This window comes from Hyphobacterium sp. SN044 (assembly GCF_021864465.1).
Classification (GTDB): Bacteria; Pseudomonadota; Alphaproteobacteria; order Caulobacterales; family Maricaulaceae; genus Hyphobacterium.
Genome location: NZ_JAKKUV010000005.1, coordinates 145936 through 163271 on the forward strand (window position 1 = coordinate 145936; position 17336 = coordinate 163271).

The following is a 17336-nucleotide window of genomic DNA, read 5'->3' on the forward strand; positions in this document are numbered from 1 at the left end:
GCACATCCCCTACTGGTGCTTCGGGACCATATGTTCCTGGAGCATGTAGAAGTCGAGGCCGAGCCGGAGGTCGAAGATCCTCCCGCGCCGCGCGAAACCCCGCGCACGCCGCCGCAACAGACCCAGCAGCGGACGCAATCCGACGCGCTCGACCTCGACAGCCTGTCGGATCTGGTGAACCAGTCGCGCTCGCAACCCCAGACCAACCGCGCGACCGAGCAGGGCGAAACCCAGCGCGCGGTCGGCTCGGGCACCGCCGATACCGCGACGCTCGCCGACCTGATCCGCAGCCAGGCCAATCGCTGCTGGCGCAATTCGCGCGATGCGCCGAATCCGGAGCGGCTGATCGTCAATGTGGAGGTCCGCCTGAACCGCGATGGAACGCTTGCCGGGCCGCCGGTGGCTGCGAATGCCGCGCGCATCCGGTCGTCCGGCGACCCGTACTGGCAGGTAGCGCAGGACCGCGCTCTGGCCGCGATCATCGATTGCGCGCCTTACCGGCTGCCATCGGAACAATACGCGCAATGGCGCCTTATCGATGTCACTTTCCGAAACGATACATTCTGATCGGGCAATACGCCCGGACGCCGACCCGAACTCCTGAGGAGCCCGCCGACATGCTTCGCGTCACCAGCCCCTTCTTCGCTCTCGTCCTGTCGCTCATCCTGTCCACGGCCGCGCTCGCACAGCAGCCGCTGCAAGTCACAATCGACGAAGGCAATCTGGAACCGACTCCGATCGCCATTCCGGACTTCGTCGAGAACGGTTCGGGCGATCTCTATGGCGCGGACATCGCCGAAGTGGTCCGCAACGACCTCGCATCCTCGGCGCTATTCACCTCGATCCCGCAGAACGCCTTTATCGAGACCATCACCAATATCGACCTGCGTCCGCGCTTCCAGGACTGGCGGATCATCGAGGCCGACGCGCTTCTGGCCGGCCGGGTGACGCAGCAGCCCGATGGACGCCTGCTGGTGGCCTTCCGCCTGTGGGATACGCGTCTGGAAGAGCAGATGCTCGGCCTGCAATTTGTCACCGCACCGGAAAACTGGCGCCGCGTGGCGCACAAGGTCGCCGACGCGGTCTATGAGCGGCTGACGGGCGAGACCGGCTATTTCGACACGCGGGTCGTCTATGTCGCCGAGGGCACCGGCCCGGACGGCATCCCGACACGGCGCCTGGCGATCATGGACCAGGACGGGGCCAACCCGTCCTACCTCACCGACCGGTCCTATATGGCGCTCTTGCCGAACTATTCGCCGAGCGCGCAGCAGATCGCCTACGTTTCGTTCATCGACGGCCATGCGACGACCTATCTCTACGATCTCGAGACCGGCCGTCAGGAAGCCCTGTTCGCGACCGGCACGCGCGGCCTCGCGCAGGTCGACGCCAACGGCCAGTCGCTGTCGGCGCGTTTCTCGCCGGACGGACAGAGCCTCGTCGTCGCGATCGAGCGCCAGGCCGGTCACGACATTCACCGCTTTGATCTGCGCTCGCGCCAGCTGACCCGGTTGACCGATCACCCGGCCGACGATGTCGAGCCGTCCTTCTCGCCCGAGGGCGACCGGATCGTCTTCTCCTCGGCGCGGGGCGGTGGCTCGCAGCTCTATGTCATGGACGCCAATGGCGGCCCGGCCCAGCGCATCACCTATGGCGAAGGCCGCTATACCGCGCCGGTGTGGTCACCGCGCGGCGACCTGATCGCCTTCGTGAAGCAGCGCGGCAGCCAGTTCGCGCTCGGTGTGGTACGCGCCGACGGCAGCGGACAGGAGCGTATTCTCTATGAGGGTTATTTCGTCGACAGCCCGGCCTGGTCGCCCAACGGCCGCGTGCTGCTGTTCACGCGCGGGGACCGTTCCTCGAACGGAACCCAATACGCCATCTGGAGTATTGATCTTGCGGGCTTCAATCTGCGGCCCGCGCCGATCCGTGGCGCCGCCTCCGATCCGGCATGGTCGCCCTTGATTGATTGAGGCAGACGGCGTTAACTTTTTCTCACGACCCCGGAAATCTGTACAATGAAAGGTCCGTCGGTCACGAATACGCCGCAAAGACACGTCAGTTGGGAGTCATACCGCATGCCGGACCGGGTGCGGTTCAGAAGGGATGACGCACGCATGAATATCAAGTTTCTCGCCGTAGCCAGCATCGCCGCGCTCGCGGCAGCCTGCGCCTCGACGCCGCCTGAAGACAACACCCAGCCTCCGACCTCGGGTCCGGTCGCCGACCAGACCACCCCGCCGCGGGGCGACACCTATCAGGGCCCGACACCGGGCACGGAAGCCCACTTCGTCGCCACCGCCGGCGACCGGGTGTTCTACGATCTCGACCAGTATTCGCTGCGCCCGGAAGCGCGTGAAACCCTCCGCCGTCAGGCCGAGTGGCTGAACGCCTATCCCGGCACGACCATTCTCGTCGCCGGCAATTGCGACGAGCGCGGCACGCGCGAATACAATCTCGCCCTCGGTGCCCGCCGCGCCAATGCGGCCCGCGACTATCTCGTCAGCCTCGGCGTGTCGCCGTCGCGCATCTCCACCGTGTCCTACGGCAAGGAGCGCCCGAGCTGCATGCAGTCGAACGAAGCCTGCTGGGCGCAGAACCGGAATGCGATCACGATGATCCAGGGCGGCTCGAACAGCTAGTTCGAACGCCCCGGATGATCTGACCGGTGAAACGAGACGCCCGTCCGGCCCACGCCGGGCGGGCGTTTCCTTATCCGCCGAACGCCGTATTTTTGCCGTGCTCGACGAACAGGGTTGGTGCCATGTCACGCTATCTCGTCCTCCTCCCGCTCATCCTCCTCCTCGCCGCTCCGGCGGACGCCCAGTCCCGGCGCGAAATGGCGGCGCGGCTCGATGCCGCTGAAGCCCGTCTTGCCGAGATGGAATCGCGCTTCCTCGCCGGCGACCCGGTCGCCGAACAGCTCCTGGTCCGGATGGATGGGCTGGAGAGCGAAATGCGCGATCTGCGCGGCACGATCGAGGAGCTGGAATTCCAGAACCGGCGCATGCGCCAGGAACTCGAACGCCTGGGCCGTGATGTCGACACGCTGATGCGCAGCCCGCCCGCAGGCGATGCCGGCTTCGGCGACGAAGCAATGACCGGCGCAGGCAATGCGGGTTCGGGCCAGACCGGCCGCAATGGCGGACCCGCCGACCTGACCGGCAACTACGCGGTGACCAATCCCGAGGATCCTTACGCCGAGCAGCGCGCCGCCGCGACCCAGCCGCTGGGTGGTCCGAACACGCGCGCGCCGGCAGGGGCGGCGAACATGCCCGTCCGCGACCCCAACACGCTCTATGCCGAGGCCGAGAGCCGCCTGCTCGATGGTGATTTCTTCGGCGCGCAGGAGGGATTTGAGGCCTTCGTCGCGGACTATCCCGACCATGAACGCGCCGACGAGGCGCAGTTCTGGCTGGGCGAAACCTATTTCATCAATTCGGACTTCGCCGAAGCCGCCGACGCCTATATCGCCTCGCTGCGCGCCGATGGTCGCGGTCCGAAGGCACCCGACGCGCTGGTGCGGCTTGCGTCCTCACTGTCCAATCTTGGCCGTGACAGCGATGCCTGCCAGACGCTGGGCCGCTTCTCAGGCCAGTTCCCGAATGCGACCGCCGACGCGCGGGCGCGGGCCAACCGCGAGGCGATGCGGATCGGGTGCCGCTAGGCGCTGAAACCGCCGCGCGTCTCGACACGCTCGTTGCCGGAACCGGGCCGGTCCTGATCGGCCTGTCCGGCGGGGCGGATTCCCGAACGCTTCTGATCCTCGCTGCGCGGTGGTGCCGCATGGGCAGCCGCGCGGTACATGCGCTGGTCTGCGACCATGGCTTCCGACCGGGAAGCGCAGACGAGGCGAAACGGGCCGCCGTCATGGCGAGGGAAGAAGGCGTTCCGGTCAGCATCGTCCGGCGCGCCGGCGCAACTCCGAAATCGGGATTGCAGGCGGCCGCCCGTGAGTGGCGGCTGACCGAACTGGCGCGTGAAGCCAGACGGATCGGTGCGGAAACCATCCTTCTGGGACATACGCGCGACGACCGCGCCGAAACGGTCTGGATGCGCCTCACCGCCGGTGCCAGCCCTTCCGGCCTGATCGCCATGCCGCCGCTGTCGCCGCACCCGGTCTGGCCGGAAGGCGACGGGCTTTGGATCGCCCGCCCGCTGATCGACCAGACACGCGCCGGCGTCCGGCACTGGCTGTCGGCCCAGGGTCTGGACTGGATCGACGATCCGTCGAACGAGAATGCGGACTTCACGCGCATCCGGGTCCGGAAGATCCTGAGCCGTCTCGGCGCTCACGGCTTCGAAACGGCCCGACTGTCCGGCCTGTCGGAGACGTCCGGCGTGATCGATGAGGCCCTGGCGGGGGCTGCGGCCCGGCTGCTGCTCGGCACGGCTGACATCAAGCCGTGGGGCGGGATGTTGCTCAACCGGGAAGCCCTGAACGCCGCGCCGGCCGGGCTTCGGCGGAGGGCGGTCGCCGCGGCCATCGCCATGGTGTCGGGTTCTCCCCTGCCCACACCGCGCGGCGTGGACGCCGTCCTGAACGGGTTGGCCGACGGTGAACCGGCGACGGGGGGCGGGGCCGCCCTGACGCCGTTCAGGGGCGGGTTGTGGCTGGTCCGTGAACCCGGCCGCGACCCGATTGCCACCGTGCCGCTCGAACCCGGTGAAATGCGGGTCTGGGACGGGCGCTGGGGCGTAACATCCGGTCGGGACGGGCTCGACATCGGACCCCTGGGGGCCGACTATTCCGGCTATGCCGGGACGGGGTCGCTCGATAACGTTCCGGGCCTGGCGCGGCAGACACTGCCGGCGCTGCGGCAAGGCGGCACGGTGCTTGCGGTGGCAGGCCTCGATACGCTGGACGGTGTCAGGACGGGATGGCTCGGACCGGCCCTGGCCGCACGAACGCTCTTTGCCGGACGCCCGCCGGCGTGGTTTGATCGGGCAATCGCGCTGAAAGCCGGTGAAGACGGCTCTCGCAATTCATTCTCCGACGCCCCATATCCCCGGGGATCGGATCTGGAAGTGTTAGACACATGAACCTTCGCAATCTTCTCATCTGGGGCATTGTCCTCCTTCTGCTGGTGGCGCTGTTCAACCTGCTTCAGGGTCCGCCGCAGAACGCGAACGCCAACCAGATCAGCTATTCCCAATTCCTCGACCAGGTCGAATCGGACGCGATCAATCGCGCGGAAATCCGTGGCGAGCGCATCATCGGCCAGAATGGAAGCGGCGAGACCTTCATTGCGAACCTGCCGCCGCAGGACGACCAGCTGATCTCCACGCTGCGCGACAATGGTGTCGAGATCAGTGCCGATCCGGGCCAGACCGGACCGAGCTTCTGGACCATCCTGATCCAGTGGTTCCCGATGCTGCTGCTGATCGGCGTGTGGATCTTCTTCATGCGCCAGATGCAGGGCGGCGGCCGTGGCGGTGCGATGGGCTTCGGCAAGTCCAAGGCGCGCCTGCTGACCGAGCGTCAGGGCCGCGTGACCTTCGAGGATGTGGCCGGGGTCGACGAAGCCAAGGAAGAGCTTCAGGAGATCGTCGAGTTCCTGAAAGACCCGTCCAAATTCCAGCGCCTCGGCGGCAAGATCCCGAAAGGCGCGCTGCTGGTCGGCCCTCCGGGTACGGGCAAGACGCTCATTGCGCGCGCCGTCGCGGGCGAAGCCAATGTGCCCTTCTTCACCATCTCCGGTTCCGACTTCGTGGAAATGTTCGTCGGTGTGGGTGCGTCCCGCGTCCGCGACATGTTCGAACAGGCCAAGAAGAACGCGCCCTGCATCATCTTCATCGATGAAATCGATGCGGTGGGCCGGTCGCGCGGCGCCGGTCTCGGCGGCGGCAATGACGAGCGCGAGCAGACGCTGAACCAGCTTCTGGTCGAAATGGACGGCTTCGAAGCCAATGAGGGGATCATCCTCATCGCGGCGACGAACCGCCCCGACGTGCTCGACCCGGCCCTGCTGCGACCGGGCCGTTTCGACCGCCAGGTCGTCGTCCCCAACCCGGACATTTCCGGCCGCGAAAAGATCCTCAAAGTCCACATGCGCAACGTGCCGGTGGCAGCCGATGTCGATCCGAAGACGATCGCGCGCGGCACGCCGGGCTTTTCCGGCGCGGATCTCGCCAACCTCATCAACGAGGCAGCCCTGCTGGCTGCGCGGCGCAACAAGCGCGTCGTCTCCATGGCGGAACTGGAAGATGCCAAGGACAAGGTGATGATGGGGCCGGAGCGGCGCTCCATGGTGATGGGCGAGAAGGAGAAGATCCTGACGGCCTATCACGAGGCCGGTCACGCCATCGTCTCGATCAACGTCCCCGAGGCCGATCCCGTCCACAAGGCGACGATCATCCCGCGGGGCCGCGCGCTCGGCATGGTGATGCGCCTGCCCGAGGCCGACAAGCTGTCGGAGAACTACACCCAGATGACATCCTTCCTCGCCATCGCGATGGGCGGACGGATCGCCGAGGAGCTGAAATTCGGCAAGGAGAAGATCACGTCGGGTGCGTCGTCCGACATCCAGCAGGCGACCCGTGTCGCCCGCGCGATGATCACGCGCTGGGGTTTCTCCGACAAGCTCGGCACGATCGACTATTCCGACAGCAGCGGCCAGAACGTCTTCCTCGGACAGGAGATCACGCGCTCCAAATCGATCTCCGGCGAAACCGCCAGGATCATCGAGGAGGAAGTTCGCCGCCTGATCGACGAGGCGAATACCACGGCGCGGAGAATCCTGACCGAGAAGCGCAAGGACTGGGAGACGCTTGCCGAGGGCCTGCTCGAATACGAGACCCTCTCCGGCGACGAGATCACCGAGCTTCTGAAGGGCAATCCGCCTGTCCGTCCCAGCGAGGATACGACCCCGACCGGCGCCCCGCCGACCGGCGCGGTCCCGGTGACGGACGAGGAAGACGAGGAAGGTCCCGCCCCCGGCGGCGCGTCGCCGCAAGGGGCCTGAGTGACCGGACTTCCTGCTGACCTGATGAAGGCCGTCCGCACGCGCGGGCGGCCTTTCGTCATGGGCATCGTCAATGTCACGCCGGACAGTTTTTCCGATGGCGGGCAGTTCGACGACCTGCCGCGCGCGGTCGAGCACGGGCTGAAACTCGTCGCCGATGGCGCGGACATTCTCGACATTGGCGGGGAATCGACCCGGCCCGGCGCGCAGCCGGTTGGCGAGGCCGAAGAGATCGCGCGCACTGTCCCGGTGATCGAGGCCCTGCGGCGTGAAACAGCCATCCCGATCTCGATCGACACGATGAAGCCGGGCGTGGCGCGTGCGGCCTTCACCGCCGGCGCCACGATCTGGAACGATGTGAATGCGCTGCGGGCACAAGGCGCGCTCGAGACCACCGCGGAACTGGGCGCGACCGTCTGCCTGATGCACATGAAGGGCGAGCCGCGCACCATGCAGGACGCGCCCGCCTATGACGACGTGGCGGGGGAGGTCGAAGCCTTCCTATTGGAACGTGCGAAGGCGGCGATGGCGGCCGGCATTCCGGGCAGCAGAATCTGGATCGACCCGGGCATCGGCTTCGGAAAGACGCTGCAGCATAACCTCGAATTGCTGCGCAGCATTCAAGCGCTCTCGGCGCACGGATTTCCACTGTTGATCGGTGCGTCGCGCAAGCGTTTCATCGCGGCGATTGACGAGGGATCGCAATCGGATAACCGTCTCGGCGGATCGCTGGCCGTGGCCTTGCATGCCGCAGCATCGGGTGCAGCAATTCTGCGCGTCCATGACGTGCGCGAGACGGTTCAGGCGCTGACGGTTTCAGCCGCCATCGAGGGGATTGAGGGATGAGTTTCACGCTGTACGGGGCGGAGGGCACGGGCTCGACCTGTGTCGAGGCGGTGCTGGACATCGCCGGGGCCGATTATCACTTCGTGCCGGCTTCTCCGTTCGAGGCGGGCGAGGCGTTCGAGCGCCTCAAAGCCATCAATCCGCTGTTGCAAGTGCCGGCGCTGGAATTGCCCAACGGCACGCTGATGACGGAAAGCGCGGCGATCCTGATCTATCTGTCGGAGATCTTCCCGGATGCGAATCTGGCGCCGAAGCCGGGCGCGAAGGGCCGCGCCACCTTCCTGCGCTGGCTGACCTTCCTCGCGGCGAATTTCTATTCGACCTACGCGATCAGCGACAAGCCGGGCCGCTTCTTCGAGGACCCGGCGGGGCATGACATGCTGGTCAGGGGCGCGCTCGCCCGCCGCCGGGCGCTGTGGCAGCTGATGGAAGCGCAGATCAAACCCGCGACCTTCATCGTTGGTGACACGATGACGGTGCTCGACATCTATGCGGCGATGATGAGCCACTGGTCGCCGGGGCGCGACTGGTTCCGGACCAATTGCCCGACGCTCAATGCGATCGTCGAACGCACCGAGGCGCACCCGGTCGTCGCGCGGGTCTTCGCGCGCAACTTCCAACAAAATTAGGGTCAGGTCAGCCGCTTCAGCATTTCCTCCGCCGCGCGCTCGGCGGTGATGCCGAAATGCGCGTAGAGGTCTTCGATCGGACCGGATTCGCCGAAGCTGTCCATGCCGACGAAGCCGCCATCGCGGCCGATCCAGCGGTCCCAACCGAAGCGGGCGGCCGCCTCGACCGCCACCACGGGCATGGAACGCGGCAGGACGGTGTCGCGGTATTCGTCAGATTGCGCCGCGAAGAGTTCGAGACTCGGCGCGGAAACGACGCGAATGGAATGTCCCTGGGCCTCGAGTATCTCGGCGGCATCCATCGCGATCTTCACTTCCGAACCGGTGGCGATGAAGACGCCATCCGCGCCGTCGCGGAGGATATAGGCGCCCTTGGCGGAGAGGTTCTCGCTGCCATCGTCATTGCGCAGGAAGGGCAGCTTCTGACGCGACAGGGCGAGGACCGAGGGACCGCCCGTCTCGTTCAGCGCCGCTTCCCAGCATTCCGCGGTTTCCAGCGCATCGGCGGGGCGGAAGACGCGGACATTCGGCATGGCCCGCAGCGAGGCGAGATGCTCGACCGGCTGGTGGGTCGGGCCGTCTTCTCCAAGGCCGATGGAATCGTGCGTGAAGACATAGGTGACCGGCTGGCGCATCAGCGCGGCGAGCCGGATCGACGGGCGGCAATAATCGGCGAAGACCAGGAAGGTGCCGATATAGGGCCGCACGCCGCCATGCAGGCTCATCCCGTTGGCGCAGGCGGCCATGGCGTGTTCTCGCACGCCGAAATGGATGTAGCGGCCGGAATAATCGTCCGCCGACAGGATGGTCTGGTCCTTGGCCCTGGTCAGGTTCGACCCGGTCAGGTCCGCCGACCCGCCCGCCAATTCGGGCCAGGCCGGGACGAGACGGTTCAGCGTTTCGCCCGACGAGGCGCGCGAGGCGAGCGCCGGGCGGGTCCCGGTCAGTTCCTTGCGGTAGTTCGCCATCATCGCGGCAACGCTCTCGGGCATGTCCGCGGCGAGGCTCGAAATGAACTCGCTCTGGCGCCCGGACGCGGCGAGCCGGTCCTGCCAGGCGGCGCGATCGGCGACCGAGCGGCGGCCGGCGGCACGCCATTCCTCGACGATATCCGCCGGCAAGTCGAACGCGCCATGGCTCCATTCGAGCGCGGCGCGCGCGCCCGTGATCTCGTCGGCCCCCAGCGGCGAACCATGCGAGGAGGCCTTGCCGGCCTTGGTCGGCGCGCCGAAACCGATCGTCGTGCGGCAGGCGATCAGAACGGGTTTGTCGCTCGCCTTGGCGGCTTCGAGCGCGGCATCGACCGCCGCCGGATCGTGGCCGTCAATGCGGCTGGTCGTCCAGCCGGCGGCTTCGAACCGTTTCAGCACGTCGGTCGATTCCGACAGGCGGGTGTCACCGTCGATCGAGATCTCGTTGTCGTCCCACAGCACGATCAGGCGGTTCAGCTTCAGGTGCCCGGCGAGCGAGATCGCCTCGTGGCTGATGCCCTCCTGCAGGTCGCCATCCGACGCGATCACATAGGTGTGGTGATCAACGAGATCGCTGCCGAAGCGGGCGTTCATCATCCGCTCTGCCAGCGCAAAGCCGACGGCGGTGGAAATGCCCTGACCCAGCGGGCCGGTCGTCATCTCCACGCCTGCCGTATGGCCGTATTCCGGGTGGCCCGGCGTCTTTGAGCCCAGCTGGCGGAAGTTCTTGATCTCGTCCAGCGTCACCTCTTCGAAACCGGCGAGATGAAGCAGGGAATAGATCAGCATCGAGCCGTGACCGGCCGACAGGATGAAGCGATCGCGATCCGGCCAGGCGGGATCCGCCGCGTCGAATTTCAGATGCCGCGTCCACAGGACGGTCGCCACGTCGGCCATGCCCATCGGCATGCCGGGGTGACCGGAATTGGCCTGTTCGACCGCATCCATCGACAAGGCGCGAATGGCGTTGGCGAGCTGGCGCGTACGCGCCGGATCGAGGCTGGTTTCGGTCGTCATGTCATTCCCCGGGCGAGCGGTGGCGCGAGCGGAACCGAGCCTAACGGGATTCGCGGCAGGCGCGGCGGATTGAATCGCGGGTACGGGCCGGGTCCTAACGCTTCGCCGTGGAAAAGCGGAGTCCGGTCCGCAGCCCGGCTTCGCCAGATCGCAGCGGACGCGCTACGATCGAACTTTGGGGGAGAGGGGCCATGCGCACATTCGGCATCATTCTGGGCGCGATCGCCCTGCTTCTACTGGTATGGTGGCTTTGGCCAGCACGCGTCGACCCGGCCTATTGGGACGAGCCGGAGCCACCGGAACTGACCGGCGTCCTCGAACCCGACGGCGCGCTGGCCGATGCGGGCGCACGGGGCGACGGACTGATCCATTCCAGCGAAGACATCGCGCTGGCCCCCGGGGGTGGCTTCTACACCGGACAGCCGGACGGCACGCTGATGTGGGTGTCGGAATCGGGTCGCGAGGCGCGCGTCGTCGCGCAAGTGACCGACAATCGTCCGGTTCTGGGCCTGCAATGGCATCCCGAAGGCCGGCTGATCGCGGCCGCGTCGGACGGCGTCTATGCGATTGATGTGGATTCAGGTGCGGTCGAGCTGATCTCGAGCGGTCCGGCCTACCGGCCCTTCGGTTTCGCGGATGATCTCGATATCGCCGCGGACGGCACGATCTACGTCACCGATGCGTCCTGGCGCTGGCCGAACGGCAATGGCGAGCCGAGCTTCCAGTACGACATGGCGGAGAACCGGCCCTATGGCCTCTTCTATGCCCTGCAGATGGATGGCACGATCGACCTCCTGCAGGACGATCTCTATTTCGCCAATGGCGTGGCCATGGCCGCAGACGGGCAATCCGTCTTCGTGATCGAGACCTTCCGCTACCGCCTGTCGCGCTACTGGATCGAAGGCCCGCGCGCCGGAGAATGGGAAGTGGTCGCCGAAAACCTGCCCGGCATTCCCGACGGGGTGACCGGCGACGGTACCGGCCGTCTCTATATCGCGATGGACACGCAGCGCGTGCCGCTGCTGACCTTCCTGCACCGCAACCCCTTCCTGACGCGGATGATCACCAAGCTGCCGGAATGGATCTGGTTGCGCGCCGGACCGCCGCGCGGCTTCATCCTCGTCGTCGACGAGCAGGGAAACTATCTCGACAGCTGGCACGACCCGGACGGGCGATGGGGCATGATCGCCAATGTGGTGCCGGACGGGGAAGGCCGGCTCTATATCGGTTCGCTGACAGCGCCGCGGGCAGGCGTGTTCGTGATTCCGTGAGAGGTCTCGAATAATCCACGTCTTCCCGGCGAAGGCCGGGATCCAGAACAACGGTGAAACCGGATTCCCGCCTTCGCGGGAATGACGGATAGTGTCCCGTCACTCACCGGAGCCAAACCCATGCGCCGCGCTGTCTTCATCCTCGCCGCCCTCTCCCTTTCCGCCTGCGCCACCACGCCGTTTGCGGGCGATGCGGTGTTCGCCGATCCGGCCCTCCATGCCGGCGAGACCGTCCGTTTCTGCGGACGGATCGGCGAAGACGATCTGATGCGCGCAGAAGACGGACGCGGCGCAGCGCTGACCGTTTCGGACTGGGGTCCGGTCAATCCGGCCTTCACCGGCGGGATCTGCATCGAGGGTGTGGTCGGTGATGACGCGGCGAGCGTCGCCATCGTGCGCACCCTGAATGAGGGCGACTGAGCCCCCTCACCCTCCCCATCCTCGCTATCGCTTCGGACGGGTCCCCTCCCTCTCCCTCAAGGGAGAGGGAAAGACGAGCGGCTCCGAAGGAGACGCACGTCAGGGTGAGGGGTCTTTTCCGATCGAGACCTAATCCACTCGCACCAGGAGTGCGGTGGCGTCGTCCTTCGTCTTCAGGCGGCCGATCTTCACGTCGTCCTGCGGATTGCGCTCGGCATTGCGAAGGTCGCGGACCAGCGCCAGCAGGCCGTCCTCCTCGAGCGCGCGGTCCATCAGCGTCTCGACCGTGCAGATGCCGTAGGGTTCGACGAGGCGGAAGAAGCCGTCGGACATGAGAAGGATATGGTCGCCTTCCGACACGCGGACGCGGTCGGTCTCGGCACGGGCGGCGGCTTCGGGATGCAGCGAGAAGACCCAGTGATGGCCTTCCGTATTCATCAGCCCGCGTGTCTCGCGCGCATTGGCATAGCCGCCCGCCTTGCCGGCCGGTTCGGCCAGCTGTTGGCGGTTCAGGGCGTGTTCCGCCTTGATCAGGTCGAGCTGGCCGACGAAATGCGTATGGCTGCCCGAGCGCACGATGGCGACGCAGTCGCCCAGCGCAGCGAAGTCGGCGCTGCCGCCTTCGCAGCGCATCCAGATCCCGCCGGCGCTCGGCAGATTGTAGCGCGGCTCGGCGTCGAGATTCACGACCGCTTCGGTGCGCGCGGTTTCAGCGACGCCGGCGATGATCCGCTCGAGATAGGCCCTGGGCGCTTCGCCGGATCGCGGCGGCGCGGTGAGGGCGGTATTCAGCGTGTCGGCATACCAGGCCGCATCGCTTTCAAACAGCAGGGGCCCGGACGCTTCGCGCTCGATCATGTCCGGGAAGACGCGGCGCGTGCCGACATCGGTCGCGCCGTCGACCACCCAGGCCGTGCCGGTGCCTTCGTCGAACCCGTAGCGGTCATCCCCCGTTCCGGTACCGGAGGGGAAGTTGACTGCGTCGACGAAGGTGATGCCGGACATGAGCCTATTCCATGCCGGCGAGGGATTCGTCGGAGAAGTCCGCGTTCGAAAACACGTTCTGGACATCGTCGAGATCGTCGAGGACTTCGAGCAGCTTCATCACGCCCGCCGCCTTGTCGGCCTCGACCTCGATCAGGTTTTGCGGCTTCCAGATGATGTTGGCCGATTTCGCCTCGCCCAGCTTTTCCTGCAGCGCGGAGGAGACTTCACCGAGGTCTTCGCGGGCGCAAATGATCACGTATTCGCCGGGTTCGTCCTCATCGCCCTCTTCGGTCGACACGTCTTCGGCGCCGGCCTCGATCGCGGCTTCGAACACGGCTTCCTCGTCACCGACGGTGACCGGGAAGCGGATCTCGCCGACCTGGTCGAACATGAAGGCGACGGCGCCGGTCTCGCCCATGTTTCCACCATTCTTGGAGAAGGCGGTGCGCACGTCGGAAGCGGCGCGGTTGCGGTTGTCGGTCGAGACCTCGACGATCAGGCCGATGCCGCCGGGGCCGAAGCCCTCGTAGCGGATTTCCTCATAGGCTTCGACGTCGCCGCCGACCGCCTTGTCGATGGCGCGCTGGATGTTGTCCTTCGGCATGGACTGGCCCTTGGCGTTGGCCACGGCCAGACGCAGGCGCGGATTCATGTCGGGGTCGGGACCACCCATCTTCGCGGCGATGGTGATTTCCTTGGAGAGCTTGGAAAACAGCTTGCCGCGGGCCTTGTCCTGACGGCCCTTGCGGTGCTGGATATTCGCCCATTTCGAGTGCCCGGCCATGGCCGAAACCTCCTGATGCAATCGGGTGGAGGGACCGGATCGACCGGTCCTGATGTGGCGCGTTGTCTAGCGTATCGAAACGCCCTGTCCAAGCCGGTGATACCGAAGCTTCATGCTTTGCCGCTATGGCCCTAGATTCAAGAGCCAGACGCCAGGACGACGCCATGCAGATTTTCCTCGATACTGCCGATGCCGCGCTGATTTCCGCCCACGCCGAGACCGGCCTTGTCGACGGGGTGACGACCAATCCGTCACTGGTCGCGAAAGCCGGCGGGGATTTCATCGAGGGGCTGCAGAATATCTGCGCCGCCGTGGACGGTCCGGTCAGCGCCGAAGTGGTCGCGACCGATGCCGCGACGATGATCGCCGAAGGCCAGAAGCTGCGTACCGTCGCGGACAATATCGTCGTGAAACTGCCGCTGACCTTCGAAGGCCTCAAGGCCTGCGCAGCGCTGACGGCGGACGGGCATCCCACGAATGTGACGCTGTGCTTCTCGGTGTCGCAGGCCCTGCTCGCGGCCAAGGCGGGCGCGACCTTCGTGTCGCCCTTCATCGGTCGTCTGGATGATCGGGGCGAGGACGGACTCGGGCTGATCCAGCGCATTCGCGCGGTCTATGACGAATACGGCTATGAAACGCGCATCCTCGCCGCCTCGATCCGTTCGGTGGAACATGTCGAGGGTTCGGCGCTGGCCGGGGCCGATGCCTGCACCATCCCGCCGGCGATCTTTGAGAAGATGATCCAGCATGACCTGACCGATGCCGGGCTCGCCACCTTCCTGAAGGACTGGGAACAGTCCGGCCGCGGGGCGATCTAGTCGACCTCCACATTTCATGGGGTCCCCATGGAAATGGGGACCTGAAGGCCGCACCCGGCTTCGGATTCCCGCTTTCGCGGGAACCCCGGGCCTCACGATAGATGCGATATTTTCTGACGCTCCCCGGTTTCGCGTCAGCGAAGACCGGGGTCCATCCTCCGCTCGAATTTTCTGGATCCCGGACCGCGCTACGCGCGTCCGGGAAGCGTCACCCTATCAAACCGCCGGCATCGCCGATGCCAGCAAGCCGCCCACCCGGATCGGCTCGCAGCGCACGGCGAGGCCGGTCCGGTCGTCGGTCTCGACGAACAGGCCCGACAGGGTGGCCTCCCCTTCGGCCGGCACCATGCGCCCGGAGCGCAGACGCGAGGTGAAGCGGCGCATCGGCTCATCCTTGTCCATGCCGATCACGGAATCGTAGTCGCCGGTCATCCCCAGGTCGGTGATGTAGGCCGTGCCGCCGCTCAGAATGCGGGCGTCGGCCGTCGGGACATGGGTGTGCGTGCCGACGACGACACTGGCGCGGCCGTCGCAGAACAGGCCCATCGCCATCTTCTCGCTGGTCGCCTCGCAATGCATGTCGACGATCACCGCATCGGCGACCTGACCGAGCGGAGCGTTCGACAATTCGCGTTCCGCCGCGACGAAGGGATCGTCGAGCGGGTCCATGTAGAGCCGGCCCATCAGATTGGTGACGAGGACGCTGCGGCCATCCGCCGTGTGGAAGAGGTTCGCGCCCTTGCCCGGGATGGGCAGATCCTGCGGGTAATTCGCCGGCCGGATCAGGCGCGGTTCCTGGTCGAGCAGGGTCAGTGCCTCGGCCTGGTCCCAGGCGTGGTTGCCGAGCGTGAGCGCATCCGCGCCCGCGTCGAACAGGTCGTCCGCCGTGCCCTTGGTGATGCCGAAGCCGGCGGCGGCGTTCTCCGCATTCACGACGACGAAGTCGAGCTTCAGCGTCTCGCGCAGGCCGGGCAGGTGGTCCTGCACGGCGCGGCGGCCGGTGCGTCCGACGACGTCTCCGAAAATGGCGAGGCGCATGAGGGCTCCGTTTTGAAGATCAGGCGTGCGGCCTATATCGAGCGTCACGCACATGCAAGGCAGGTCTGTTCCCGTACGAAGTTGAGCCTTGGCGAACCCCGTGTTAGAGCCCGCGCGGCTTTACCAGAGACCCTGCCCTCTCTTTTCGTTTTTCATCGTCCCAAGAGGATTATCCGACATGACCGACACGAAGGACTACGCCGTCAAGGATCTGAGCCTTGCCGGCTGGGGCCGCACCGAAATCGAGATGGCCGAAATCGAAATGCCGGGCCTGATGGCGCTGCGCGAAGAGTATGGCTCCAAGAAGCCGCTCAAGGGCGCGCGTGTTGCCGGCTCGCTGCACATGACCATCCAGACCGCCGTTCTGATCGAGACGCTCGTCGAGCTCGGCGCCGAAGTGCGCTGGGCCTCGTGCAACATCTTCTCGACCCAGGATCACGCCGCCGCGGCGATCGCCGAGCGCGGCATCCCGGTCTTCGCCCACAAGGGTGAGACGCTCGAAGAGTATTGGGATTTCTGCGACAAGATCTTCGATTGGCCGAATGGCGAAACCGCCAACATGATCCTCGACGACGGCGGCGACGCCACGATGTACCTCATGCTGGGCAAGAAGGCCGAAGCCGATCCCTCGACACTCGGCGAGCCGAAGTCGGAAGAGGAAAAGTGGCTGTTCGCACAGATCCGCAAGCGGATCGCGGCCAATCCGGGCTGGTTCGCAAAGGCGCTCGACAACATCCAGGGCGTCTCCGAGGAAACCACGACCGGCGTCATGCGCCTGTACCAACTGCACAAGCGCGGCGAGCTGCCCTTCCCGGCGATCAACGTGAACGACTCCGTGACCAAGTCGAAGTTCGACAACCGCTATGGCTGCCGTGAAAGCCTGGTGGACGCCATCCGCCGCGGCACCGACGTGATGATGGCCGGCAAGACCGCCCTCGTCTGCGGCTATGGCGATGTCGGCAAGGGCTCGGCGGAATCGCTGGCGCAGGCCGGTGCCCGCGTGGCCGTGACCGAGATCGACCCGATCTGCGCGCTGCAGGCCTGCATGGACGGCTTCCAGGTCGTCACGGTCGAGGACGTGATCTCCAATGTCGACATCGTCGTCACCGCGACGGGCAACAAGGACGTCATCACCGTCGATCACATGCGCGCCATGAAGGACATGGCGATCGTCTGTAATATCGGTCACTTCGACAACGAGATTCAGGTCGAGGCGCTTCAGAACTTCCAGTGGAAGAATGTGAAGCCGCAGGTCGATCTGATCGAATTCCCGGAAGGCAACCGCATCATCCTTCTGTCGGAAGGCCGCCTTGTGAACCTTGGCAATGCCAACGGCCACCCGAGCTTCGTGATGAGCGCCAGCTTCACCAACCAGACGCTGGCCCAGATCGAGCTGTGGACGCGCGGCGACCAGTACGAGAACAAGGTCTACATCCTGCCCAAGCACCTCGACGAGAAGGTTGCGGCGCTTCACCTGCCCAAGCTGGGTGCGCGCCTGACCAAGCTGTCGAGCGAGCAGGCCAACTATATCGGCGTGGAAGCGCAAGGTCCGTACAAGACCGAGCACTACCGCTACTAGGCGGCTGCCCC

16 protein-coding genes are annotated in these 17336 nt (G+C 66.0%); 12 read left to right on the forward strand and 4 right to left on the reverse strand.

Translation table 11 applies throughout. From position 1 onward, the window contains the following. From L5876_RS08650 to L5876_RS08685, 8 genes are all read left to right on the forward strand, one after another. The coding region (locus L5876_RS08650; protein WP_236955849.1) for a cell envelope integrity protein TolA at positions 1–567 on the forward strand (567 nt) is incomplete at its 5' end. A gap of 50 nt (positions 568–617) precedes the next feature. Further along, positions 618–1973, forward strand: a complete 1356-nt coding sequence (gene tolB / locus L5876_RS08655) for a Tol-Pal system beta propeller repeat protein TolB (protein ID WP_236955851.1) — start codon at positions 618–620, stop codon at positions 1971–1973. A gap of 144 nt (positions 1974–2117) precedes the next feature. Beyond that, positions 2118–2642 carry a peptidoglycan-associated lipoprotein Pal gene (gene pal / locus L5876_RS08660; RefSeq protein WP_039712272.1) on the forward strand — a complete coding sequence of 175 codons (525 nt, stop codon included), beginning with the start codon at positions 2118–2120 and terminating at the stop codon, positions 2640–2642. A gap of 122 nt (positions 2643–2764) precedes the next feature. Beyond that, positions 2765–3667, forward strand: a complete 903-nt coding sequence (gene ybgF, locus L5876_RS08665; protein WP_236955853.1) for a tol-pal system protein YbgF — start codon at positions 2765–2767, stop codon at positions 3665–3667. Continuing rightward, on the forward strand, positions 3658–5043 hold the full coding sequence (gene tilS, locus L5876_RS08670; protein ID WP_236955855.1) for a tRNA lysidine(34) synthetase TilS: 1386 nt from the start codon (positions 3658–3660) through the stop codon (positions 5041–5043). The genes ybgF and tilS overlap by 10 nt, the downstream gene beginning before the upstream one ends. Then, a complete protein-coding gene (gene ftsH, locus L5876_RS08675; protein WP_236955856.1) occupies positions 5040–6965 on the forward strand; it encodes an ATP-dependent zinc metalloprotease FtsH in 1926 nt (641 codons plus the stop codon). The genes tilS and ftsH overlap by 4 nt, the downstream gene beginning before the upstream one ends. 60 nt (positions 6966–7025) lie before the next feature. After that, on the forward strand, positions 7026–7811 hold the full coding sequence (folP, locus tag L5876_RS08680) for a dihydropteroate synthase (protein ID WP_272906935.1): 786 nt from the start codon (positions 7026–7028) through the stop codon (positions 7809–7811). Next, positions 7808–8440: a glutathione S-transferase family protein gene (locus tag L5876_RS08685; protein ID WP_236955858.1), complete on the forward strand. Its 633-nt coding sequence runs from the start codon at positions 7808–7810 to the stop codon at positions 8438–8440. The genes folP and L5876_RS08685 overlap by 4 nt, the downstream gene beginning before the upstream one ends. Before the next feature lie 2 nt (positions 8441–8442). On the opposite strand, the gene tkt is transcribed toward L5876_RS08685, so the two are convergent. Continuing rightward, complete coding sequence (gene tkt / locus L5876_RS08690) at positions 8443–10428, reverse strand: transketolase (protein ID WP_236955859.1); 1986 nt, start codon at positions 10426–10428, stop codon at positions 8443–8445. 191 nt (positions 10429–10619) lie between these two features. Between tkt and L5876_RS08695 the strand changes: the two genes are divergently transcribed. Beyond that, complete coding sequence (locus L5876_RS08695) at positions 10620–11699, forward strand: SMP-30/gluconolactonase/LRE family protein (RefSeq protein WP_236955860.1); 1080 nt, start codon at positions 10620–10622, stop codon at positions 11697–11699. A gap of 120 nt (positions 11700–11819) precedes the next feature. Further along, on the forward strand, positions 11820–12119 hold the full coding sequence (locus L5876_RS08700; protein ID WP_236955862.1) for a hypothetical protein: 300 nt from the start codon (positions 11820–11822) through the stop codon (positions 12117–12119). 129 nt (positions 12120–12248) lie between these two features. Here L5876_RS08700 and L5876_RS08705 read toward each other — a convergent pair whose 3' ends face one another. Together L5876_RS08705 and L5876_RS08710 are read right to left on the reverse strand one after the other, a co-directional pair. Further along, on the reverse strand, positions 12249–13124 hold the full coding sequence (locus tag L5876_RS08705; RefSeq protein WP_236955864.1) for a protein phosphatase 2C domain-containing protein: 876 nt from the start codon (positions 13122–13124) through the stop codon (positions 12249–12251). Positions 13125–13128: 4 nt separating this feature from the next. Next, the gene (locus tag L5876_RS08710; RefSeq protein WP_236955865.1) at positions 13129–13890 is read right to left on the reverse strand and encodes a YebC/PmpR family DNA-binding transcriptional regulator; all 762 of its coding nucleotides are present in this window, start codon (positions 13888–13890) and stop codon (positions 13129–13131) included. A 164-nt stretch (positions 13891–14054) separates the two neighbouring features. Between L5876_RS08710 and fsa the strand changes: the two genes are divergently transcribed. After that, positions 14055–14708, forward strand: coding sequence for a fructose-6-phosphate aldolase (fsa, locus tag L5876_RS08715; RefSeq protein WP_236955866.1), 654 nt, complete (start codon positions 14055–14057; stop codon positions 14706–14708). 216 nt (positions 14709–14924) lie between these two features. Here the strand turns inward: fsa and L5876_RS08720 are convergent, their stop codons facing one another. Beyond that, the gene (locus L5876_RS08720; RefSeq protein WP_236955867.1) at positions 14925–15746 is read right to left on the reverse strand and encodes a TIGR00282 family metallophosphoesterase; all 822 of its coding nucleotides are present in this window, start codon (positions 15744–15746) and stop codon (positions 14925–14927) included. A gap of 178 nt (positions 15747–15924) precedes the next feature. Between L5876_RS08720 and ahcY the strand changes: the two genes are divergently transcribed. Then, on the forward strand, positions 15925–17325 hold the full coding sequence (ahcY, locus tag L5876_RS08725) for an adenosylhomocysteinase (RefSeq protein ID WP_236955868.1): 1401 nt from the start codon (positions 15925–15927) through the stop codon (positions 17323–17325). Positions 17326–17336 lie beyond the last annotated feature (11 nt).

Bases quoted from the DNA above. Each gene is read 5' to 3' on its own strand.
- tolB (WP_236955851.1), top strand. From the start codon at position 618: ATGCTTCGCGTCACCAGCCCCTTCTTCGCTCTCGTCCTGTCGCTCATC.
- pal (WP_039712272.1), top strand. From the start codon at position 2,118: ATGAATATCAAGTTTCTCGCCGTAGCCAGCATCGCCGCGCTCGCGGCA.
- ybgF (WP_236955853.1), top strand. From the start codon at position 2,765: ATGTCACGCTATCTCGTCCTCCTCCCGCTCATCCTCCTCCTCGCCGCT.
- ftsH (WP_236955856.1), top strand. From the start codon at position 5,040: ATGAACCTTCGCAATCTTCTCATCTGGGGCATTGTCCTCCTTCTGCTG.
- folP (WP_272906935.1), top strand. From the start codon at position 7,026: ATGGGCATCGTCAATGTCACGCCGGACAGTTTTTCCGATGGCGGGCAG.
- L5876_RS08685 (WP_236955858.1), top strand. From the start codon at position 7,808: ATGAGTTTCACGCTGTACGGGGCGGAGGGCACGGGCTCGACCTGTGTC.
- tkt (WP_236955859.1), bottom strand. From the start codon at position 10,428: ATGACGACCGAAACCAGCCTCGATCCGGCGCGTACGCGCCAGCTCGCC.
- L5876_RS08695 (WP_236955860.1), top strand. From the start codon at position 10,620: ATGCGCACATTCGGCATCATTCTGGGCGCGATCGCCCTGCTTCTACTG.
- L5876_RS08700 (WP_236955862.1), top strand. From the start codon at position 11,820: ATGCGCCGCGCTGTCTTCATCCTCGCCGCCCTCTCCCTTTCCGCCTGC.
- L5876_RS08705 (WP_236955864.1), bottom strand. From the start codon at position 13,124: ATGTCCGGCATCACCTTCGTCGACGCAGTCAACTTCCCCTCCGGTACC.
- L5876_RS08710 (WP_236955865.1), bottom strand. From the start codon at position 13,890: ATGGCCGGGCACTCGAAATGGGCGAATATCCAGCACCGCAAGGGCCGT.
- fsa (WP_236955866.1), top strand. From the start codon at position 14,055: ATGCAGATTTTCCTCGATACTGCCGATGCCGCGCTGATTTCCGCCCAC.
- L5876_RS08720 (WP_236955867.1), bottom strand. From the start codon at position 15,746: ATGCGCCTCGCCATTTTCGGAGACGTCGTCGGACGCACCGGCCGCCGC.
- ahcY (WP_236955868.1), top strand. From the start codon at position 15,925: ATGACCGACACGAAGGACTACGCCGTCAAGGATCTGAGCCTTGCCGGC.